Source organism: Streptomyces humidus (assembly GCF_014649655.1).
In the GTDB taxonomy this organism is placed as follows: domain Bacteria; phylum Actinomycetota; class Actinomycetes; order Streptomycetales; family Streptomycetaceae; genus Streptomyces; species Streptomyces humidus.
The window spans coordinates 123,218-144,489 of the sequence record NZ_BMTL01000002.1 but is presented as its reverse complement, the minus strand read 5'-3'; the positions used below and the strand labels follow the sequence as shown (position 1 = coordinate 144,489).

At 71.6% G+C, this 21,272-nt stretch carries 15 protein-coding genes and 1 pseudogene; 10 read left to right on the top strand and 6 right to left on the bottom strand.

Going from position 1 to position 21,272, the window contains the following annotated elements:
* The first annotated feature begins 80 nt into the window (after positions 1–80).
* Both IE239_RS02495 and IE239_RS02490 read left to right on the top strand, forming a co-directional pair.
* On the top strand, positions 81–1,400 hold the full coding sequence (locus tag IE239_RS02495; RefSeq protein ID WP_190147547.1) for a radical SAM protein: 1,320 nt from the start codon (positions 81–83) through the stop codon (positions 1,398–1,400).
* A gap of 347 nt (positions 1,401–1,747) precedes the next feature.
* Positions 1,748–3,235 (top strand): cellulose-binding domain-containing protein, encoded by a 1,488-nt coding sequence (locus tag IE239_RS02490; RefSeq protein WP_190147546.1) that lies wholly within the window; start codon positions 1,748–1,750, stop codon positions 3,233–3,235.
* A 181-nt stretch (positions 3,236–3,416) separates the two neighbouring features.
* Here the strand turns inward: IE239_RS02490 and IE239_RS02485 are convergent.
* Positions 3,417–3,864 (bottom strand): annotated as a pseudogene (locus tag IE239_RS02485) (aromatic-ring hydroxylase C-terminal domain-containing protein); the annotation flags it as partial.
* A 455-nt stretch (positions 3,865–4,319) separates the two neighbouring features.
* Here IE239_RS02485 and rsgA point away from each other — a divergent pair.
* The 3 genes from rsgA (at position 4,320) to IE239_RS02465 (ending at position 7,981) form a co-directional block, all read left to right on the top strand.
* Complete coding sequence (rsgA, locus tag IE239_RS02480; RefSeq protein ID WP_373308041.1) at positions 4,320–5,354, top strand: ribosome small subunit-dependent GTPase A; 1,035 nt, start codon at positions 4,320–4,322, stop codon at positions 5,352–5,354.
* A gap of 600 nt (positions 5,355–5,954) precedes the next feature.
* A complete protein-coding gene (locus IE239_RS02470) occupies positions 5,955–7,340 on the top strand; it encodes a DNA-3-methyladenine glycosylase 2 family protein (RefSeq protein ID WP_190147543.1) in 1,386 nt (461 codons plus the stop codon).
* A gap of 98 nt (positions 7,341–7,438) precedes the next feature.
* On the top strand, positions 7,439–7,981 hold the full coding sequence (locus IE239_RS02465) for a methylated-DNA--[protein]-cysteine S-methyltransferase (protein WP_190147732.1): 543 nt from the start codon (positions 7,439–7,441) through the stop codon (positions 7,979–7,981).
* Between the two features lie 274 nt (positions 7,982–8,255).
* On the opposite strand, the gene IE239_RS02460 is transcribed toward IE239_RS02465, so the two are convergent.
* Complete coding sequence (locus tag IE239_RS02460) at positions 8,256–8,738, bottom strand: DUF456 domain-containing protein (RefSeq protein ID WP_190147542.1); 483 nt, start codon at positions 8,736–8,738, stop codon at positions 8,256–8,258.
* 1,259 nt (positions 8,739–9,997) lie between these two features.
* On the opposite strand from IE239_RS02460, the gene IE239_RS02455 reads away from it, so the two are divergent.
* Positions 9,998–11,503, top strand: a complete 1,506-nt coding sequence (locus tag IE239_RS02455; RefSeq protein WP_229877754.1) for a protein phosphatase 2C domain-containing protein — start codon at positions 9,998–10,000, stop codon at positions 11,501–11,503.
* Between the two features lie 203 nt (positions 11,504–11,706).
* Here the strand turns inward: IE239_RS02455 and IE239_RS02450 are convergent, their stop codons facing one another.
* Complete coding sequence (locus tag IE239_RS02450) at positions 11,707–13,374, bottom strand: helix-turn-helix domain-containing protein (RefSeq protein WP_190147541.1); 1,668 nt, start codon at positions 13,372–13,374, stop codon at positions 11,707–11,709.
* 186 nt (positions 13,375–13,560) lie between these two features.
* Between IE239_RS02450 and IE239_RS02445 the strand changes: the two genes are divergently transcribed.
* The 3 genes from IE239_RS02445 (at position 13,561) to IE239_RS02435 (ending at position 16,763) form a co-directional block, all read left to right on the top strand.
* Positions 13,561–14,202 (top strand): hypothetical protein, encoded by a 642-nt coding sequence (locus IE239_RS02445; protein WP_190147540.1) that lies wholly within the window; start codon positions 13,561–13,563, stop codon positions 14,200–14,202.
* Between the two features lie 383 nt (positions 14,203–14,585).
* Entirely contained in the window at positions 14,586–15,110 is a 525-nt protein-coding gene (locus IE239_RS02440) for a hypothetical protein (RefSeq protein WP_229877715.1), read from the top strand.
* Between the two features lie 1,155 nt (positions 15,111–16,265).
* Positions 16,266–16,763: an ATP-binding protein gene (locus IE239_RS02435; RefSeq protein WP_190147539.1), complete on the top strand. Its 498-nt coding sequence runs from the start codon at positions 16,266–16,268 to the stop codon at positions 16,761–16,763.
* Positions 16,764–17,015: 252 nt separating this feature from the next.
* Here the strand turns inward: IE239_RS02435 and IE239_RS02430 are convergent, their stop codons facing one another.
* Both IE239_RS02430 and IE239_RS02425 read right to left on the bottom strand, forming a co-directional pair.
* Positions 17,016–18,071, bottom strand: a complete 1,056-nt coding sequence (locus IE239_RS02430; protein WP_190147538.1) for a DUF2637 domain-containing protein — start codon at positions 18,069–18,071, stop codon at positions 17,016–17,018.
* 437 nt (positions 18,072–18,508) lie between these two features.
* Positions 18,509–18,835, bottom strand: a complete 327-nt coding sequence (locus IE239_RS02425; protein ID WP_190147537.1) for a hypothetical protein — start codon at positions 18,833–18,835, stop codon at positions 18,509–18,511.
* Between the two features lie 587 nt (positions 18,836–19,422).
* On the opposite strand from IE239_RS02425, the gene IE239_RS02420 reads away from it, so the two are divergent.
* Positions 19,423–20,295: a GntR family transcriptional regulator gene (locus IE239_RS02420; protein WP_190147536.1), complete on the top strand. Its 873-nt coding sequence runs from the start codon at positions 19,423–19,425 to the stop codon at positions 20,293–20,295.
* A 185-nt stretch (positions 20,296–20,480) separates the two neighbouring features.
* Here the strand turns inward: IE239_RS02420 and IE239_RS02415 are convergent, their stop codons facing one another.
* Positions 20,481–21,266 carry a hypothetical protein gene (locus tag IE239_RS02415; protein WP_190147535.1) on the bottom strand — a complete coding sequence of 262 codons (786 nt, stop codon included), beginning with the start codon at positions 21,264–21,266 and terminating at the stop codon, positions 20,481–20,483.
* Positions 21,267–21,272: the final 6 nt, after the last annotated feature.

Sequence of the window (21,272 nt, the reverse complement as noted above, 5' to 3'; positions counted from 1 at the left end):
ACGAGGCCCCCCGCCCCCGTCTCCGCGCCGGCAGGGGCATACCGTGAGGAGTCGTACGCCTGAGCCGGGAGGAGAGTCGGATGGACAGCCGTACCGCGCTGATCGAAGATCTGATGGAGCGGTTTCCGCATGTTCCGCGGGAAGCCGTCATCAAGGAGGATCTGCTGCGCGGAGGCGTGGCCTTCGACGCCTCGGCCCTCAGTGACAACGAGTCGGGGGAGGTCAAGCCGAAGTCGTACTTCATCTTCTCCTTCGACCACGGCACCCTGCCCGAGCTCGGCGAGGCCGCACTGCGCCGCCCGCCGGAGGAGATCATCCTCACCGGAGGCCCCTACGACCTGCGGCGCACGGTCGTCTCGGTCCGGGTGAACCCCGCCTCGCCCTATCGCGTCGCGGCGGACGACGAGGGCCTGCTCGGCCTGTACCTCGACGGACGGCGCATCACCGACGTCGGGGTGCCGCCGATGCCCGAGTACTACCGGCACAAGCTGTCCAACGGGAAGTCCGTCATGGAGGTGGCCCCCACCATCCAGTGGGGTTACCTCATTTACCTGACCGTTTTCCGGGTGTGTCAGTACTTCGGCGCCAAGGAGGAGTGCCAGTACTGCGACATCAACCACAACTGGCGCCAGCACAAGGCGGCGGGGCGGCCCTACACGGGCGTGAAGGACGTCGAGGAGGTCCTCGAGGCTCTGGAGATCATCGACCGCTACGACACCCAGAAGGCGTCCACCGCCTACACGCTCACCGGCGGCGCGATCACCAAGACCGTCGCCGGACGCGACGAGGCCGACTTCTACGGTCACTACGCCAAGGCCATCGAGGAGCGCTTCCCGGGCCGCTGGATCGGCAAGGTCGTCGCCCAGGCGCTGCCCCGCGACGACGTGCAGCGCTTCAAGGACTACGGGGTGCAGATCTACCACCCCAACTACGAGGTGTGGGACCGCAGGCTGTTCGAGCTGTACTGCCCCGGCAAGGAGCGCTACGTCGGCCGCGACGAGTGGCACAAGAGGATTCTCGACTCGGCGGAGATCTTCGGCGCCCGCAACGTCATCCCCAACTTCGTCGCGGGAGTCGAGATGGCCGAGCCCTTCGGCTTCGGCAGCGTCGACGAGGCCATCGCCTCCACCACGGAGGGCCTGCGCTTCTTCATGTCGCACGGCATCACGCCCCGCTTCACGACCTGGTGCCCGGAGCCCACGACGCCGCTCGGCAAGGCCAACCCGCAGGGCGCACCGTTGGAGTACCACATCCGGCTGCTGCAGGCCTACCGCGCAGCCATGGACGAGTTCGGCCTGTCCTCGCCGCCCGGCTACGGCCCGCCCGGACCCGGCCGTGCGGTCTTCTCGGTGAGCTCTTTCATGGACAGCCTTCCGGCGCAGGACGCGGCGACCGTATAGTCCCCGGACGTAGGGTCCTGGAACCGGTTTCGAAGCAAGCCGGTTGCAGGTGGCGCGAGCCGCAACGGTCCGTCCGAAACGGTCTGTTCGGGAGGGTCTGGTGCGGAAAGTGTGCGAAACCGATCTCGAAAGTCGGTGTCGGCCTTGAGCAGGAAACGGTCCGCGTCCGTACAAAAGGGCGGAGCGGCGTGCGCCGCCACTCCTGTCCTGCTGTCCTGACATGACATTTGAACAGGGAGCTTGTCAGTTGTGTGGGGAACGTGAAAAGCTCTGCCCCTGCCGCGAGGTTCCCCCCAACTCCATTGCCGTCATGGTGAGTTGACCTTGCTTGTGGATGCAGGAGACCCATGCCCGACCTGCCGACCCCGAAGGACGCCGCCGAGGCCGCGCTGTTCTCCGAGTGCTGGGACGCCGTCCTTTCGTACGCGGACCTGTGCACATCCGGCTCGACCGCGGCCAACCAGCTGGCCCGAGAGGCGTTCGCGCTCGGCATACGCGAGGCCCGCGCCGCCGAGGACGGCACCGCACGAGGTGCCGGCCGCCGCTCGTCCCGGCTGCCCCGGATCCCCCTGTTGCTGACCGCCGTGCGCACCACGGCCGCCGCCTGGGAAGCCCAGGGCCAAGGCCACAAACTCGACCCCGACCTGCGCCTGTGGCTGAACTCAGGCAAGGCCGCACGCTATGTCGGACCGCCCCTGAGCCGTCCCATCGCCCTGCGCGGCCTGCGCGACATGCAGGAACCGGACGCCGCACTGCTGTGGCTGGCGGAGGTGGAGGCGCTGCCGCTGCACTCCGTCGTCCGCCGCCAGGGCCTGGACCCGAGCGCCGCGGTGGAAGAGCTCAACGAAGTCCGCGGCCTGTTTCGAGACCGCTGTCACCGCAACCATCTCGACACGCCGATGGACGCGGAGTGCCGCAGCTACGTCCGGTTGCTGGACGCCGTCACCCGGTCGCCCGCGGCCGACACCCCGGCCGACCTTTCCCGACACCTTGCCACCTGCGTGGAGTGCGCGGAGGCCGCGGCTTGTCTGCGTCTGCACGGCGGAGGGCTGCCCGCGGCCCTCGCCCAGGGTGTTATCGGCTGGGGCGGTCTCGCCTACCTGGAGCGTCGCCGCCGGGCCGCCGAGGTGCGCCTCGGCCCCGGACGCCCCGACACCTCGGACCCCGAGGGCGCAGCCGCACGAGCCGCCGCGAGCAAGGCGCGCGTGCGGCGCAACGCACTGCTCACCGCCGCTGTCCTCGTCTCCGGGCTGGCGCTCGCCGTCTCGATGATGCCGGGCGACAGTGGTGGCGACCGCATCGCCAAGGGCGGTCCCACGGACAGCAGTCCGGTGGCCGGGCCGGGCTCCGCCCTGCCGTCCGCCTCGCCGGCCACCTCTGCCGCGCCGCCCTCGTCCGGCCCGGTGCCCTCGGGGGACGGCACGCCGTCGGCGGACGACACCGGCACGGCGAGCAAGCCCGACCCCGAGCCCCAGGGGACCTCCTCGTCCACCGCGGGCGCCGGGGGGAGTGAGACGGAGGCGGCCTGCGAGGTCCGCTACGACCTGGTCAACCAGTGGCCGGACGGCTTCCAGGCCACCGTCACCGTCACGACCGCCGACGCCCTCGACTCCTGGCGCGTGGCCTGGTCCTTCCGCGACGGCCAGCGGGTGGACCAGATGTGGGACGCGAGCCTCGCTCAGAACGGCTCCCGCGTCACCGCGACCGCCGCCGACTACAACCGGACCGTCTCCGCGAACGGCACTCTCACCTTCGGGTTCCTCGCCTCCTGGCAGAAGAAGAACTCAGCGCCCTACGCCTTCACCCTCAACGGGAAGACGTGCACGGCTTCTTGAGGCAGGGAAGCCGAGTGAGCGGCCGGGTTCTTGAGGCACGCCGGCCGAGGCAAGCCGGCCGTTCCGCAGCCGTCTTCGTCCGCTGAGTCGTGACCCGGGTCGGCCCGTTCGTCATGGGCGACGGCGCAGCCGTCGCCTCGCCGGCCGTCGCCCGCGCCGTCATCGTCGTGGGGTGTCCGGTTCAGGCGAGGGCGGCGCCGAACCACTTCCGCAGGCCGGCGACCAGTTCCTGCTGGTCTTCACCGACCCGTGCGACGTGGCCGTCGGGCCGCAACAGGACCGCGGGTACGTCCAGTTCCTCGCTGACGTCGACGACGTGATCGACCCGGCCCGCCCAACCCTGCACCGAGAGTTCCCCGGCCCGCCCAACCCTGCACCGAGAGTTCCCCGGTCCGGTCGAGCAGCAGGCCGTGACCGGCGTGCATCAGTTCGTAGAGGCGGCGCCCCTGCCGCAGTTCCACGTCGCGCAGCCGCCGGCCGAGCAGTTCGTGGCCTTCGCCGAAGTCGTAGCGGACGCCGACCGCGGTGATCATCCCGGTCATGAAGCGGTTCACCTCCTCGAAGTCCATCAGCGTGGACAGGAGCCGCCGCAACGCGGTCGCGCCCGGGTGGACAGTGAGCAAGGAGAGGGGTCACCTCCTTGCCTTTTCTCTGTCGTCGCTCAGGCCGGATGGCACCTCCGCTCGAGCGACGACTCCTCCCCGTCGCCGGACGGTAATTGAGTGGCAACCGGCTACTGACGTCCCTATCCTGGGTGAGTCTTCAGCGGGGCCGAGTCGGCCGCCGCTGTCAGCTGTACGAGGAACAGGGGGGTGTGACCGATGACCGTGGCCACCAGGGGCGCTGCGCGCAGCGGCCAGACGTTCGTTCACTCCACCCCCGCGGTCTCCGGCTGACCGAATTCTCGCTCCGTTCCCTTCTGCATTCCTTTACGTGAACGCTTTCACGTGCGGGAGCGGCGTGCTGCCGAGGCTGCCCCTGTGAAGGGTCTCCCTTGCATTTCTCCTCCTCATCGGTTTCTTCGCATCCTCTCGCCGCCTACGGCTGGGACGAAGGCTGGGAAACCGAGTTTCTCCCGTATTCCGTGCAGAGTCTGCTGCCCGGCCGTGTGGTGCGCGTCGACCGAGGTATGTGCGACGTGGTCACCGAGGCCGGCGTCGTCCGTGCCGACACCGAGTTCGTCGTGCCTCGCGACCCGATGAAGGTCGTATGCACGGGGGACTGGGTTGCCGTCGACCCCGCCGGCAGCGATCCACGATATGTACGGACGCTCCTCCCGCGCCGTACCGCCTTCGTGCGCTCCACCTCCTCCAAGCGCTCCGAAGGACAGATCCTCGCCGCGAACGTCGACCACGCGGTCGTCGCGATGTCCCTGGCCGTCGACCTGGACCTGGGCCGCGTCGAGCGGTTTCTGGCCCTGGCGTGGGAGTCCGGCGCCCAGCCTGTCGTCGTGCTCACCAAAGCCGACCTGGTGCCCGATCCGGTCACCTTGTCCCACCTGGTCGAGGACGTCGTGGCGAGCGCACCCGGCGTACCCGTGCTGACCGTCTGCGCCCGTGAGGGCGAGGGCGTCCAGGAGTTGGCGGCGCTGATCGGGCGGGGCACCTCCGTGCTGCTCGGGGCGTCGGGCGCGGGCAAGTCCACACTCGCCAACGCGCTCGTCGGCGACGACGTGATGGACGTCCAGGCCACCCGTGACATGGACGGCAAGGGGCGGCACACCACCACTACCCGCAACCTGCTGCCGCTTCCCGACGGTGGGGTCCTCATCGATACGCCCGGACTGCGTGGCGTCGGCCTCTGGGACGCCGGCGGCGGCGTCGGTCAGGTGTTCTCGGAGATCGCGGAGTTCGCCCGGGACTGCCGGTTCCACGACTGCGCGCACGACGCCGAGCCAGGGTGCGCCGTGCGGGCGGCCGTCGACGAAGGCGAACTGCCCCTGCGCAGACTGGAGAGTTACCGCAAACTCGTCCGGGAGAACCAGCGGATCGTCGCCAAGTCCGACGCACGCGTGCGGGCCGGCGTTCGCCAGGACTGGAAGCGCAGGCAGGCAGAGGGCCGCGCGGCGGGCGAGGCGAAGAGGGGCCGGGGGCCTTGGTGGCCGGCACCGCCTCGGTAACCGGTTGACCAGCGGTAGGCCAGGGGCTGACCAGCGGGATGCGCAGGATAAACGCTTACTCTGTCGGGAAGCGATCTCGTAGCGATTCTCGTTCGGTAACCGGTTGCATCCCGTGGTGCGGGGGTTTCCGTTGCGAAGGCGGTTTCCTGTGCGCAGGCCGTTCCTTTTGCGTAACCGGTTTCACCCCGGACGCGCCGTTCATCCCGGACATGCCCTTCACCCCGGACGCGCCGTTCATCCCGGACATGCCCTTCACCCCGGACGCGCCGTTCATCCCGGACATGCCCTTCACCCCGGACGCGCCGTTCATGTCGTCACGCCTTTCACGTCGTCACGTCGCTCGAACCCGTTCGCGCTGTTCATGCAGTTCGTGCTGTCGCGTTCTGCCTGCTGATGCTGTTCGCCGTTCGGGTTCTTCATGCGGTTCCGCACGATCACCTGGGCGGCGGGGCGGTGAAGGTGGGCGAGCGGGGGTGCGGCGGCGAGTGGTCGACTGCGCCGGGGGGAACCAGCTGGGCCGGTGGTGACGTCCGTGAGGTCACCACCGCCACGTCCGATTTCCGCTAGCTAGGTTTCCCTCCCGGGCTGAGACTGGGACTCATGACGGACCAGGAAACCCGCTACGAAGCGGTCCGCAGCAGGGACGCCCGGTTCGACGGAGAGTTCTTCTTCGCCGTCGAGACCACCGGCATCTACTGCCGGCCCAGTTGCCCGGCCGGGACGCCGAAACGTCACAACGTGCGGTTCTTCGCGACGGCCGCCGCCGCGCAGGGCTCGGGTTTCCGGGCCTGCCGGCGGTGCCGCCCGGACGCCGTGCCGGGATCGGCGGAGTGGAACGCGCGGGCCGACGTCGTCGGCCGTGCCATGCGTCTGATCGGCGACGGGATCGTCGACCGGGAGGGCGTCAGCGGGCTGGCCGACCGACTCGGCTACAGCGCCCGTCAGGTGCAGCGGCAGCTCACGGCCGAGCTCGGCGCGGGACCGGTCGCGCTCGCCCGGGCGCAGCGCGCGCACACCGCGCGACTCCTGCTGCAGACGACCGGGCTGCCGGTCACCGAGATCGCCTTCGCGGCCGGGTTCGCCAGTGTGCGTCAGTTCAACGACACCGTCCGGGCCGTGTACGCGACGACACCCACCGGGCTGCGGGCCGCCGTGCGCGCGTCGTGCCGTACCGCCGCCCCCTCAGCCGGGATCCCGTTGAGACTCGCCCACCGGGGCCCGTACCACGCACCGGCAGTGTTCGACCTGCTGCAGCGTGAGACCGTGGCCGGGGTGGAGGAGGTGGGCGGCCCGGCCGGCCGGCGCACCTACCGCCGTACGCTGCGGCTGCCGTACGGCACCGGAATCGTCGCCGTGGACGAGCGAGCGGGGAACCCGGGCGGGGCCTCGGCCGTCCATCCCGGCGGCTGGCTCGACGCCCGGCTGCACCTCACCGACCTCCGGGACCTCACCACCGCCGTCCAACGGCTGCGGCGGCTCTTCGACCTCGACGCCGACCCGTACGCCGTCGACGAGCGGCTCGGCGCCGATCCGCGGCTCGCTCCGTTGATCGTCGCCCGCCCCGGGCTGCGCGCGCCGGGAGCGGCAGACCCGGAGGAGTACGCGGTGCGGGCGCTCGTCGGGCGGGCCGGGACGGAGCGGCTCGTGCGTGCGTACGGCAAGGTCCTCGACGCCCCTTGCGGGACTCTCACCCATCTCTTCCCCGAGCCCGCCGTTGTGGCCGAGGCCGAGCCTGACGGCACGCTGCGCGCCCTGGTCGCCGCCCTCGCCGACGGCACCGTACGGCTGGACCCGGGCGTCGACCGGGACGACGCCCAGGAGACGCTGTCGGCCCTGCCCGGCCTGGACGCCCGGACGATCGCCGCGATCCGTGCCCGCGCCCTCGGCGACCCCGACGTCGCGCCGCCCGGCGCGGACGTCCCCGACACCTGGCGCCCCTGGCGCACCTACGCCCTGCATCATCTGCGCGCCGCGGAGGAACGATGACCGACCTGCCCGACCTGACCGAGCCCGCCGACCTGACCGAGCCGACCGGGCTGATCAACCTGACCGAGCCGGCCGAGCCGGCGGGACCGACCGGTTCCATGGATCCAGGCGAACCGACGGACCCGAGGGGCCGCGAGGCGGACCTGACGACGTACTGGACGAGTGTGGAGAGCCCGCTCGGCCCCCTGCTGCTCACCGCCGGTCCCGACGGAGCGCTTACCTCGCTCTCCGTGCCCGGGCAGAAGGGCGGGCGGACCGTACGGGCGGACTGGCGGCACGATCCCGGACCCTTCCGTTCCGCGCGGGAACAGCTCGACGCCTACTTCGCCGCGGACCTCGAGGAGTTCACCCTTCCCCTGCGCAGCGACGGCACCGAGTTCCGTGAGCGGGTGTGGGCCGCCCTGGACGCGGTCCCCTACGGGGCGACCACCACCTATGGTGAGGTCGCCGCGCAGGTCGGGGCCTCGAGAATGGCTGTCCGAGCCGTGGGCGGAGCAGTCGGGGCGAACCCCCTGTTGATCGTGCGGCCCTGCCACCGGGTCATCGGCGCCGACGGCTCCCTGACCGGATACGCGGGCGGGCTGGACCGAAAGGTGCGACTGCTGACCCTGGAGGGGGCGCTTCCGGCAGCGTCGGTCTGAAGGCGGACGACGTCCAGACCCCGTCGATCCCGTCGATCCCGCCGACCCCGTCGACACCGTCACTGCGACTGTCCGGCGCCGAGGACCGTGCGCGCGTGGTGACCGTCCGTCACCGGTGATCCCCGCTATCGGGGTGACTGTCACCAACAACGGTCGTCCAGCAGCGGAAACCGCCCGGTGACCGGAAACCGCCCGGCGACAGGCCATCGCCCGGCGCCCGGTGAACGTCCGACGACCACCGCTCGCCTTGACGGCCGTCAGCGGCCCACCGTCCTCACCCCCACAGTTGCGCCCCGAGCCATGCCCCCGCGATCAGCAGGCAGGTGAACAGTTCGGCCAGTACGCTCCAGCCGCCTGAGCGCATCGCTGTGCGCAGGGCGGCGCGGGCTTCGCCGTGGCGGCCGAGGCGGAGGCGTTCGGAGAGGTAGATGCCGCCCATGAAGCCGGGGATCGCGCCCAGCACGGGGAGCAGGAAGAATCCGAGAAACGCGCCGACCCCCGCGTACACCGCCATCCGCGGGGTCGCGCCGCTCGCCCGCAACCGGCGAGGGGGAAGGGCCCAGCGCACCACCTGGGACAGAAACAGCGCTACCGTCGCGCCGACCAGCACGAACCAGGCGACCGGCCGCGGATCTTCCAGCGCCCACCACAGGACCGCGGCCCACACCAGCCACGTTCCTGGGACGCCGGGCACCAGCACTCCGCACAGGCCGAGCAGAATGACGAGTCCGACCAGCAGGAGTTCCCACACTCCCATCTGCCCAGAGTGCCTGAGCGGGAGAGAATGCGCAGGTCAAGGCGTACGGCTGGAGAGCAGTGAAACGCTGGTAAGCGGTGTCGTCACAGTTCCCGGGTCACCGGGCCGGGCTCGTAGGCGTGCCTTCCCGGTTGCAGCCGGGCGGTCGCTCCCGTCGGCTCCATCAGCCCCTTCGCCCGGTGGCCACCGTAGCGGAGCGCCCGGCTGGCCCGGCTCGCCCGCCGACCGTTCCGGACGCCTCTCGAGAAGCTGTTCGGTACCCGTGGCGTGGCGCATTTTCCGGATGCCCCGTTTCCATACGGGCCGTGCGGTGGACAATTGGCGGCATGAGCCAGCAGGGGGGAAGGCCCACCGGTCGCGAGGACGACTGGTGGCGGCAGCTGTACGAGGACGCCACCGAGGACACGGGGCCCGCGCCCGTCGCCGACTCACTGGACGACCGCTTCGCCTCGGCCGCCGGAACAGTGCGCTCCACGGGCGCGACGGACGGCGCGCGACCGGATGACGGCGGCCGCGTCGACCCGGGGGCCCCGGCGGGCGTGCGGGACCCGGATGGCGTGCGGAACCTGTCGGCGGGACGAGGTCCGGACGCGGTCCGGGATCCGGCCTTCAGACGCTACCCGGACGGCGAAGCGGACGACTCGCCGGCCACGCGCGACGCGACGAGCCACGACAGTACGGGTCATGGCGCGATGGGCAATGAGGTGGGGGGTGCGGCGGGCGGTGCGGTGGGCGGCGAGGCCGCCTCCGGCGTCGTCGGGCCGCTGCCCTCGCCGCGCGCCGAACGGACCGGAGCCGGCGCACACACCGATTGGTGGACCTCGCAGGGCGCGACGTCGCCGGGGCCGATTCCGTCGTCGGAGCCCGCCGTTCCGCCGCGCGCAAGCCGGCCGCCCGGTGTGCCGGCCGCGCCTGTACCCACCGCACCCACTGCACCCGGCACGGGGCGAGACGCGGGGGACCGCAGCACCTGGGGGCCTGAGAGCAGACCGGTAGCCGACGGCCGCGCCCCCGGCCGGGGCGCCGAGGGCACCGGCCCGGAGGCCCGAAGCGATGTGCGGACCGACGCCAGGGGCGATCTGGGCTGGGGGACCCGTACGGAACCGCCGTCGGACGTGCCTCCCGACCGTGCGGATGTCCCGCCCGGTCCGCTGCCGCCCGGGTTCGCCGAGCAGACGGTCCGGGACGCCGGTGCCGCACCCGCTCCGACCGACGGCGACGCGACGTCGCGGACGGCGTCCACATCCTGCGAACCACGCATGTCGCAGCCGCCTTCACCCTTCTCACCGGCAACGACTCCCTCGCGCCAGCCGCCGCCCGCACCCACGGCGTCCAACCCACCTGCGACGCCCACGACCGACCGGTCCCACCCCGGTGCGACGTCGGCCGTCCCTCCCGCGTCTACGGTTCCTCCCGCGCCGGTCGTCCCCCCGGCCTCTGCCGCGCCTGCAGCCGCTGCAGTCCCCGCCGCACCTGCCGTGCCCCCTGGGCTGCCCGTGCCACCTGCACCCGCCACCGTGCCACCCCCTCATCCCGTGCCACCCCCTCATCCCGTGCGGCCGCCCGCATCTGCCCGTCCCCCGCTGCCCCCGCTGCCCCCGAGGGCCCCTACCGCCCACGCCGACGGCCCGGCGTCCTCGTTCCCCCCTGCTGATCCGTCGTCCCCTCCCGCCTCGGAGCCTGCCCCGGCCCCTTCCCTGGCCCCTGCCCGGGGCGCCCCCGCGCGCGCCCCGGACAGGGCCGGCGAGCCTGCTCCGCGCGACCACCGGCCCACCGTCCTGGACATTCCCGTACTTCCCGCGTCCAAGGACTACGTCGGTTCCGGGCCGCCCACCTACGACGCCGAGCCCAGAGCTCTCCCCGCCGCCGACCCGGACGAGTTGGACGACCTGGTCGCCGACACCGTCCTGGAGGGCGCCCGGTACGGAGCCTGGGCGCTGCGGGCCGCGTCCGTGCGGGGCGATTCCCCCCGATACCGGGGGGAGCCGCGTCGGGACTCGCTTCTCACCGCCCGCTTCGGGACGGGCGAGCAGGCGCTGATCCTGGTTGCGATGGCGAGCGGCGCCAGGGCGACTCCGGGCGCGCATCGTGCGGCCGCCGAGCTGTGCCGGTGGATCGGGCGGGCCGTGGGCCGCAGCCACGTCCGGCTCGCCGAGGACATAAGGGCGGCCCGGCGCGGCGATCTGAAGTCCGGCCTGCACCGGCTCACCGACCGCAGCCTGGGCCGGCTCCGTGCCGACGCCGCTGAACAGGGTCTCGAGCCCGAGGAGTACGCGGCCACCCTGCGCTGTCTGCTGTTGCCCGCAGCTCCCGAATGCCGCACGCGCGTGTTCTTCGGCATGGGCGGCGGCGGGCTGTTCCGGCTGCGCGGCGGCGTGTGGCGGGACATCGAACCGCAGGTGGGCGAGGTCGCCGGCGAGCCGGTCGTCGGGTTCGGGTCGCTCCCGGCGGAGACGCCCGAGGGCGACCGGCTCACCATGGACCTGGGCGTCACCACTCCGCCCAACCCCTACGACCCGGATCCCGAACCGCCGAGGGACCCCTTCCGCTTCCGGGCCTCCGTGGCACGCCCGGGTGACACGCTCCTGATGTGCACCGACGGGCTGGCCGACCCCCTGCGCGGCGAGCCCGGGCTGTCCGCGTATCTGACGGACCGCTGGTCGGACCCTTCCCCGCCCGGCCTCGCCGCCTTCCTCGTCGATACCCAGGTGAGGGTGAAGGGCTATGCCGACGACCGTACGGCTGCTGCCGTCTGGGAGGCGTGAGCGCCCCGCCGCGGCCACCGTGAAGGGATCGACCGAGGAATCCGACGGGACGGGCACGTCGATTCATGGCCGGTCAGGACGTCGTCCGGCATCTGGCCGTCGGGCAGTTCGGCGTCCGGCGGCTCGGCGACATGCTCACCCGTGCGCGGGTGCGCAGCGTCTGCACGGCGTCGGGGGGCTTCAACTCCGTGGTGGCCGAGGTGTCATGCGGTCCCGCACCCGACTGGCGGTGTGTGGCTGCGGGGGCAGTCGGTGTATGAGGTCAGCCGGTGGCCCGGGACCCAGTGGCGTTCCCCGCCGTCCGAGCCGTACCAGTAGCGAGGCAGTCCCTCGATGCTGGTGGTGCGGAAGGGACGACCGCGATCGTCGACCCGGACCGTGCCGGTACGGCCCTCGGACGACCAGTCGAGTTCGAGGTACCAGTTACAGTCGCAGTTCTCGGTCCGTGCCGTGACCAGCAACACCTCGGGGTCCTTGCTGGACACGCGGTAGGGCAGGCTCACCGCAGGGATCGGCGTACCGGAGTCGTTGCCGGCGACCGAGTGCGCGACGGGACGGTCCTTGTCGAGGTCGACCGCGAAGTAACGCTTGCTCAGGGAGCCCCCACAGCCCTGATCCATCGCGTACACGGTGCCGGATGCAGGCGTCGTCGCACGTCCGACGACGCGCACACGCAACGCCGTCAGCACGACGGCCGTGGCACTGCGTCCCTGAACCGCGATCTCCACGTTGGTCTCCCGTCCGTGCACAGCACCCTGCGCCGACGCCCAGGGCCCGGCGTCCTGCGCCGCGGGAGGCGGCGGGACCTGCGCCGGCGGCTTGTCGATGACGTAGTCATGACCACAACCCTGCGCCCAGACCTGTGAGTCGGCGGTCCAGGTGAGCGGTGCGCCGGTGGTGGGGGCCGCCGGGGCTCCACCACCGGCCGGGGCGGCCTCGCTCACGGGCGAGGTCCTGCGGGGTCCGGCAGCGGGAGAGGACGCGGTGGGCCCGGTGGAGGCAGGGGCCGTCTTCGGGACCGGCGCCGAGGAGCGGCCAGGGACGATCGCAGGGGAGGAGACAGCGGGGGCGACGGTGGACCGCGCCGCGCCGTCCGACGTCGACGCGTGCTCGCCGCCGGACAGCGGTGACAACGTGCCCAAGGTGGCGACGAGCGCGCCCGCGGCACCGACGAGGACGGCGGTGCGGCGGCGACGGTACCAGCGGTGCGGCTGCACTTGCGTCGAAACCGGTTTCTGAGTTGCCGTGACCATCGAAGCCACGACTTCCACGTCCTTTGACGTTCCGCGTGCGTCGGGCGCCGGAGCGTCTGCAGGCGCTGAAAATGCTCCGGTCGCCTCACGCGCTTCCGAGCACTGTGGGGTTTCCGGCCGCTCCTGTGCTGTCGGCGCTTTCTGTGTCTCCTCTGTCTGCTGTGTTTCCCGTGTTTCCTGTGTTTCTGCAGTCACCGAGGGCTCTGCCGTTTCCGCGGCTCTCTCTGTTCCCGTCGCCCCAGCCGTTGCCGTTGTTGCTGCTGTTTCCGCTTGCTCCGGAGTTTCCGGGTCTGTCGTTCCCCGCGGTCGTTGTCGTGCCGCCACCGCTCGAAGCCACCGCCGGTGCAGTTCGAGGCGTTCCTCGGGAGTCGCCCCGCAGAACTCCGCGAGGCGTTCGACCGGAGCGAAATCCTGCGGAACCGCTTCCCCGGCGCAGTAGCGGTGCAAGGTCGAGGTGTTCATGCCCAGGCGGCGTGCGAGGGAGCCGTAGCTGCGCTGGGTGCGCCCCTTCAGTTCCGTCAGCAGCGCCGCGAACGCTGTCACATCGCTCACACAGTCGTCGGTCGACACAGGTCCCCCGTGCTCGTCCCGGCCGGGGCGGTCATCCCAGGCACTCATATACCTGCACGTCAGATGGGCTGGGATGGTTCCACCACGGCCGATCGTGCGATGACCGTTGCAGGACGCAGGGGGGACCGCCGATGCTCTTGGTGTCGTACCGACCAGGGCCGGACCGACCGACCGGCCCTGCGGCAGCGACCCACATCCATGCACTCACCCAGCACTCATCGACGGGGGACACCCATGCCCAAGCACATCCGAGGGGTCACACTCATCATGCTCACCGGGCTCACTGCTTTCACCGGCGCGGGCCCGTCCTTCGGCGCCGGGTTCGCCCCGTCGGCGGGCGTCGCGTCCTCCCAGCGGCCGGGCTTCCTCTCCGCCTCGGACCTCCCTCCGCGCCCGGGTTCCTCCTGGACGTCGGGAAAGATCACCGCCGGCACATCGACCGGCGTGGAAACGGACCGCTGCCTCGGCATGGCACTGGACGGCGTCTCGAACTCCTGGCACCGGGACTTCCGGACCGACCTCGACACGAGCGCCCGTCAGGTCGGCGTCCAGTCGTCCAGCGCCAGCGCTGCGAAGAGCCTGTACTCACGGATCAACCAGGACATCAAGTCCTGCGCCGGGCGTATCGAGCGGGCCGACCCGCAGACCGAGGCCACGCTCAGGGACTACGGGCGGCTCGACGTCGAGGAGGGCTCCCACGTCTACGGCCTGCACACCGAGACGTCCTGGGGGGCCACCGACATCCGGCTCCTCTCGGTCGGGCGGGACGGCACGAGGGTCACGGTCGTGGACTGGGGCCAGATGGGCGGTTTCGCAGACGCCCCGGTCAAGGCGTTCAAGAAGACGACCGTCAAAGCCGTCGACGGACTCCGCTGACGACCCACCCTGACCCGACGCGACCTGACCCCGACGCGCACGGGCCGGCCGGCCGCGCCCCAGCACGACCCGACGGATTCCACGCGACTGTGACCGACAGGATCCGCCGTGCGGCCCGTGCGGCCCGTGCGGCCCGTGCGGCCGGGCGGTTCGTACCGGACCCAGGACCTTACGGCACGTACGTCTGCAGGATCCGGTCGGGACGGACGAAGCCGTTCGATCCATGAGGCCAATGAGAAGAGCAGGGCTGCCGCCTCTCCCGCCACGGGGGTCGGGAGAGGCGGCAGCCCCCACGACCGCACCACCGCGCACGCCCGCAGACAAGAGCGGACCACCGCACGCAAGTGCAGACGACCACACGAGAAACACGGGGAAACACGGAAATGACGAACGACGTCACCAGCCGGACCAGCGTGATCGGCAAGAGCACCACTCGCCTGCGCACTACCCGCCTGCGCACCACCCGCCGTACCGCTGTCGCCGCCGGGCTTGCGCTGGCCCTCGGGCTCGGTGTGACGGCACAGGCGTCCGCCGGCGGCCCGCGCAGTGTCAGCGGCAAGCCGTCGGACAACATCACCCGCGTCGCCGACTTCTACGGCGCCTACATCGACGCGGTCACCGACGAAGGCGGCGGCGATCTGGCGGACGCGCTGCGCAAGCACTACCTGACGCCGGCCCTCCAGCAGGAACTGAACGTCTGGGAGGACACGAACCACGCCGACGGTGTCCTGCAGGCCCAGAACGTCCCGCTCGCCTGGAAGGTCACCGACAACGGCACCGCCGACCACACGGAGGCTGTCATCACCCTCACCTGGAGCAGGAACCAGACCACCAAGCTCATCGTCGACGTGACCCGGGGCACCCACAAGATCTTCCATATCGGTGCCAGGAACATCGAGGGCAGCTAGCCGCGAGGAACGGCGGGCGGGCAACCGCAGAGTTCAGGCCAACCTCGCGTCTGTGGGAACCCAGAGGGCCGCAACCGAGAGGGGACCGGTGGTCCGGCGGGCAGGGGGAGGGGGGTGCGTCCCGGACGTCAGCCCACGAGTCTCCTGATCCCACTCCCCATATCCGCTCCCGTATCCCCCCACTGAGCCCTGTGATCAGCCCCCCTGCCCCCGGGGTCGGCCCCCGCCGGGTCGGCCGTACGAGGCTGGCCCTACCGAATTCCGTCCTCACGGCTGCCAGGGGCGCATGCCCGGTCGGCCAGGTCGGCGGTCGGGGGTCGGCTGGGTCCGGCGGGTCAGTCCGTGCGGGGAGCGGCTTGTCGAGAGCCTCAACGCCCCGTAGGGATTGCCACATCCCTCCCACGCGTATACGACCAGATCGGTAGCAGCATGTCCGCAGCGGGAGCGACCCCGGGCGGTCGGCGGGTCACTCGATGGTGTAGGTCTCGGGGTACGGAACGGCCAGTTCGGGGTTCGCGCCGAGCGACCGATGCGCCGGCACGCCTCCGCTCGCGGTGGAGGTGAACGTCGGCAATAGTTCGCGCGGGCGCGCGCCCTTCAGGGGTATGCCCGCGCCGTCGTGCGACCTGCTCGCCGTCCGGACGCCCGGGCCGGGCGTCCGGACGGCGCCACGGTGAGGTGTCGGTTCCCTCTGCCGGCCCGCTCGGCTCGCGAGTCCTCGTCTCCGCAATGGAATCTACGCATCGACCAGCGCTTTTCCGCTGTTTCTGCCACCGAGTGCGGACGACTCGGCACTGGCCCGCGCCTCCGGCCGCCCGGCAATCGCTCGGCCGACGACTGTCACACGGGCCCCGTCTGCGTACCAGCGGCCCCGGTGGCGCACCGGTCGCGTTGGATGCAGCGGTCGGCATCTCGCCCCCTTTCCGCCCGCCCGCACCAGCCTTCGATGAATCGTCCACGACGCCCTCGCCCCGCCCCGGACCGTGCCGCCGACCTGCCGCACGCCGTCCGGAGTGCTTCGACGACCCGCCCGAACATGGCCGAACACCCGGTCGTTGACGATTCGACATGACTGGCGAGGTACCGACCGGGCAAGGATCCCCGTGAACGTGTTCGAGCAGGAGGGAAACCGACATCGACACGCAGGCGGGGGTCATGGAGAGGCAGGCACGGAGAAGCGGTCCGACGACGATCGTGGGCGGCTCGGCGACGAGACGGACGGGGAAGGCCGGAGAGGACACGATCGGGCACGCGCCGGATCAGGACCGGGCGTCGCAGCTCAACCACCGGCTCGGCCGGGCGGATCTGCGGGCGGTGCCCGAGGCGCGCCGGGCGCTGCGGGAGCTGTTGCGGGGCTGGGGGAAGCCCGGTCGGTCGGAGACGGCTGAACTGCTGACCAGCGAACTCGTCACCAACGCGCTGGTGCACACCGACGACGATGCGGTCCTGACGGCCACCGTTTCGTCGTCCGGTCTGCGGGTCGAGGTGCGGGACTCCGTCGCCCGCCGCCCCCGGCCGAGCGCGCCGATCGCCGACGAGGGGACGCATGGGCGAGGCCTGGTCCTGGTCGAGTCCCTCGCGGACACGTGGGGCGTACGGCCCCAGGGCGCCGGGAAGGTCGTCTGGTTCGAGCTGGACGCCGGAGCCGCGTGAGCTGAACCACACCCCGCGGGCGGGGGGAGACAGAAAAGGGTCCCAGGACGTACGCCCCACAACAGTTGCTGTCCGACGGACTCCCCACGCGTTGCCGTGCGACGGAGGCCCGCCCACGACAGTCGGCCTGTGTCGGACGGGCCCCTGACCGTTGCCGCGACCGATGGGTGCTGCGGACGCCGTGCCACCTACGACGGGAAGGGGGCGCGATCCTTGCGGTCGCGCCCCCTTCCCGTCGTTTCTGTCTGGCCGTCAGCCGAACTGCTGCTCCAGGTCCTTGAGCTTGCGCTCCAGGGAGTCGAGACGCGGCAGCGCCATGGTGTCGTCCTCCGCGGTGAGGTCGACGGTCATCGATTCAGAGCTGTGGCGAACGGGCTGCAGGGAGGGCCGCGACCGTACGGGCAGTTGCTCGGCCGAGTTCGCTATGGCAGGCTCCGCGGACACACGTTCGGCCGTGGCCCGCTCCAGGGCTGCCTGAGCCTCGACCTGCCGGCCGCCGCCGCCGCGACCGGGGAAGCGGCCGTGGCCGCGGCTGATCGCCTTCAACTGCGCCCGCTCGACCCGCTGCTGCTCGCGACGGCGCAGCTTGGTCTCCTCCTTGCGGGCCTTGTCCTCGCGAACCTCCTCGACGGCTTCGTCCAGGCTGCGCACGCCCTCGAGCAGCATGAGCGACCAGGCCCTGTAGGTCTCGCGCGGGGCGCGCACCCAGCGCACGACGCGGATCTGCGGCAGCGGACGGGGCACGAGACCCTGCTCGCGCAGAGCCGCCCGGCGGGTCTGCTTCAGGGCCCGGTCGAAGAGCACGGCCGCGGAGAGGGACATGCCGGAGAAGAACTGCGGGGCGCCGTCGTGGCCCAGGCCCCGGGGCGCGTGCACCCAGTTGAACCAGGCCGCCGCACCGGCGAACGTCCACACGAGTATCCGGGAGCCGAGCGCCGCGTCACCGTGGCTGGCCTCGCGTACCGCGAGCACGGAACAGAACATCGCTGCGCCGTCCAGGCCGAACGGCACCAGGTATTCCCAGCCGTTGGTGAGCCCGAGGTTCTGCTGGCCGAAGCCGACCAGGCCGTGAAAGGAGAGTGCGGCGGCTACGGCCGCACAGCAGAACAGAAGCACGTAGGAAGCGGTTCCGTATATGGCTTCCTTGCGCCTGCGGCGCTCCTCGGTGCGCTCCCACGAGTCGTCCGCGCTCGCGCTCGCCCCGGAGGAGCGCTTGCCGCGCGCGAGCACCGCCACCGCCGCCAGCATGCCCAGGAGCAGTACGGCGCCCGGAAGCAACCAGTTCAGCGATATGTCGGTAAGTCTCATCTGGGGTCCCTTGCATTGGGATAGGGCGTAACGCCCGCCATAGTGGCGCAATCCCGCCGTCCCTCAGGGGGTTTCGGGGCAAGAGGCCGCCAAGGAGGTGCAAGGGGATGCCCAGGGCGACGTTCTGCTCGAACTGCCGCTTGAGGGGCGGGAGTTGAGTTCGAATAAGACTACCCGTAAGGGTGGTTCCACGGAAAGTTCCCGTGGCGTGTGAGGATTTTGTGAACCGCTTGTGACCGTACGAGAGTCTCGTTCGGGGGATCTTACGGGACGCGCGAGACGGTTCGCCCCCCGGGGTCGCTCTTGTGCGGAGCCGCGAGAGCCGCGGGAGTCTGGAGAGACGGAGGGGGATCGGCGAGGTGTGTTGCGGTCGACGGCCGTTCAGGCGCACCCCGCTGAGGGAGCGTCGGAAAACGGTGGGGAGAAAGCCGGGACCGCTACTGAAGACCGTCAGCCGGTCGCGGCCGAGGTGCCTGCCAGCTCGGTGACGCGGTCGGTGTCACAGGTGTGCGGGCAGGAGCGCAGGAGGCGTAGGTGTCGTCGGGGCGTGCGGCGCAAAACGTGGGGCAGCTCGCTCGGTCCCGGGTGGGCAGCTCACCGCCGGGGCCGGTCGGCTCGTGTAAGGGGGCTGAGCCGACGTAGGTCGCGTGGTCCCCGGAGCACAGCTCCAGCAGCTCCAGGTCCCGTCGTGCCCGCTCCTGCTCGTCGTCGCCGAGCAGATGGGTGAAGTAACAGAGTCCCTCGACGACCTCGTCGGTCGCCATGACCTACAGGGCGCGGCCGCGCCGCCGTGTGCGCGGCCTGGAAGGGGCGGGCGGCGGCACGTGGTGCTCGGCAGTCGCCCACCCCGGGTATCCGCCCGCGGTGCCTCCTCGCCCGGAGGCCACCGCGCGGGCGAGATGTGCGTCACAGACGGGCGGAGGACCCGTTGGTGCATAAACCACGCAACGATGATCAGCAGACATGCATGCAGGCAGACGGGCCATGCGTGACGGTGCGGTCCGAAGCCGGTTACCACGTTCAGGCAAGCCCTCTGGCCGTAGTCGCGGATGCCCTGGGTCTCGCCCCGGGCCGGAAAACCTTACAGAGTCGCGCCACCGTCGGCCGGCCGTGACCCATCCGCCGCTCTGCGGGTGACCGGCCTCTGGACGTGCCCGTGCCGCCGTTTCGAAAGCGCTTACACCCAAGCCTTGCCTCGCCTTCCGTCTTCGAGAGTTTTCGGCCACCCCCGTGCCCCGTCGAGGCAGAGCCCCCGTTACCTCTGAAGCGGCAGGTGCGCCTAAGGTGCTTGACGGACGAGTAACAACCCGTCGTAATGACCTCAAGTACCGACAAGGCCGGAGGAGGCCCCGTGGAGCAGAGCGCACAGGCCTCCACCGGCACGGAGACCCCGGGCGCGCCCGGGGCCGACGGCCGCGCCCGGGTGCCGGCCCAGTCGCGCTCCTGCTCCGTCGAGTACGGCGAGTACGGCGAGGGCACGGACCGCGAACGATGCGGGCCGGCGGACGCCGCGCGCGGCGAGCACACGCACGGTGAACCCCCTTCCCCCGCTCTCGGCTTCGCTCGGCCGGGGGCCGCTTCGGTGTCTTCCCGCCCCGTGGTCCAGCGGGCTTCGGTACGCGGTCAGATACTCGACGCCCTGCGCACCGCGCTCGTCACCGGGGAATTGCTCCCGGGCGAGGTGTACTCCGCCCCGGTTCTCGGCGAGCGCTTCGGCGTCTCCGCGACGCCTGTCCGCGAGGCGATGCAGCAGCTCGCGCTGGAGGGCGCCGTGGAGGTCGTCCCCAACCGAGGGTTCCGGGTGATCGTGCGCGGCGCCCGCGAGCTGGCCGAACTCGCCGAAGTGCGCGCGCTGATCGAAGTGCCCGTCCTGCTGCGGCTCGCCCGTACGGTGCCCGGTGAGCGGTGGACCGAGCTGAGGCCCCTGGCCGAGGCAGGCGTCCGTGCGGCGGCCTCCGGCTGCCGCGCCACGTACGCGGAAGCCGACCGGCTCTTCCATCGGGCGCTGCTCGCCCTCTCCGGCAACGAGCAGTTGGTCGCGATCGCCGACGATCTGCACCGACGCGCGCAGTGGCCGCCGGTCGGCGGACCGGCACGACACGGACGGGCGGACCTCGTCGCCGACGCGGCCGAGCACCTGTCTCTGCTGGAGGCGCTGACGGCAGGTGAGTTGGACGTGGTCCAGACACTGGCCCGGGAACACTTCGCGGCCTCGAACGGCTGAACGATCGCCCTCCAGTCGCGGAGCAGAACCGGAGTGCCGCAGAGCCGGAGTGCCGCGGAGTCGTAGTGTCGCGGAGCTGCGGAGCCAGTGTGCCGCCGAGCCGCCGAGCCGCCGAGCCGCCGAGCCGCCGAGCCGCCGAGCCGAGGAACCGAAGAGCCGGAGATGTGGACCCGGGAGGCTCCTGGTCACACGCCCGACGGGCTCGGGGCCGTCGGTGTGGCCAACTGCCGTGCCAGCCAGGTCGGTACGCCGCCCAGCAGCCGGAACAGCCGTCGCGCCTCCTCCCGCAGCCGCGACGCCTCCGGTTCGACCTCCGCGTCCGCCAGTGAGGCGAGCGCCGGAGCGGTGCCCACCAGGTAGCCCAACTCCTCGCGGATACGCAGGGATTCGGCGAAGCCGTGCCGTGCCTCGGCCACCTCGCCGTCACGCAGGGCGAGTCCGGCGAGGTGGCGCCAGGTGAAGGACAGCAGCAGGGAGTCCGAGTGCGCGGCGGCCGCCGTGTGGGCGCGTCGGTACGCGGCCCTCGCGGCCTGCGGGGAGCGCGAGATGTTCTCCGCGAGCAGGCCCCGGCGGAAGTCCAGCAGGGCCCGGCCCGTCGCGTCGGGCGGGATCAGCGCCGCCGCCCGTCCCAGCGCGGCCCGCGCCTCGTCCGCCCGGTCGCGCACCCCGTGCAGCGTGGCCGCGTAGGCAAGTTGCCCGCGTTCACAAGCGGCCGCGCCGCGCTCCTCGTCGTCGTGGGCCAGCGCCTCCGCCGTGCGCAGCGCGTCCTCGGCGTCCTGCCAGCCCTGCTCGGTGTAGAGACACCGCTCCACCAGCAGCGCGGCCCGCTGGGTCGCGCCCGCGGCCGTGCCGGGTGGGATCAGGGCCGCCGCGTCGGCCCAGCAGGCCCGCGAGCGCAGCCGCCATACCGCGGTCTGGAGGGGATCGTCACCTGAGGTCGTTCCGGTACCAGACATGGCGGAATGCGCCACGTTGCC

Excerpts from the sequence above, each read along its gene's own strand:
- IE239_RS02495 (WP_190147547.1), top strand. The coding sequence starts at position 81 with ATGGACAGCCGTACCGCGCTGATCGAAGATCTGATGGAGCGGTTTCCG.
- IE239_RS02490 (WP_190147546.1), top strand. The coding sequence starts at position 1,748 with ATGCCCGACCTGCCGACCCCGAAGGACGCCGCCGAGGCCGCGCTGTTC.
- IE239_RS02470 (WP_190147543.1), top strand. The coding sequence starts at position 5,955 with ATGACGGACCAGGAAACCCGCTACGAAGCGGTCCGCAGCAGGGACGCC.
- IE239_RS02465 (WP_190147732.1), top strand. The coding sequence starts at position 7,439 with ATGGATCCAGGCGAACCGACGGACCCGAGGGGCCGCGAGGCGGACCTG.
- IE239_RS02460 (WP_190147542.1), bottom strand. The coding sequence starts at position 8,738 with ATGGGAGTGTGGGAACTCCTGCTGGTCGGACTCGTCATTCTGCTCGGC.
- IE239_RS02455 (WP_229877754.1), top strand. The coding sequence starts at position 9,998 with ATGTCGCAGCCGCCTTCACCCTTCTCACCGGCAACGACTCCCTCGCGC.
- IE239_RS02450 (WP_190147541.1), bottom strand. The coding sequence starts at position 13,374 with ATGAGTGCCTGGGATGACCGCCCCGGCCGGGACGAGCACGGGGGACCT.
- IE239_RS02445 (WP_190147540.1), top strand. The coding sequence starts at position 13,561 with ATGCCCAAGCACATCCGAGGGGTCACACTCATCATGCTCACCGGGCTC.
- IE239_RS02440 (WP_229877715.1), top strand. The coding sequence starts at position 14,586 with ATGACGAACGACGTCACCAGCCGGACCAGCGTGATCGGCAAGAGCACC.
- IE239_RS02435 (WP_190147539.1), top strand. The coding sequence starts at position 16,266 with ATGGAGAGGCAGGCACGGAGAAGCGGTCCGACGACGATCGTGGGCGGC.
- IE239_RS02430 (WP_190147538.1), bottom strand. The coding sequence starts at position 18,071 with ATGAGACTTACCGACATATCGCTGAACTGGTTGCTTCCGGGCGCCGTA.
- IE239_RS02425 (WP_190147537.1), bottom strand. The coding sequence starts at position 18,835 with ATGGCGACCGACGAGGTCGTCGAGGGACTCTGTTACTTCACCCATCTG.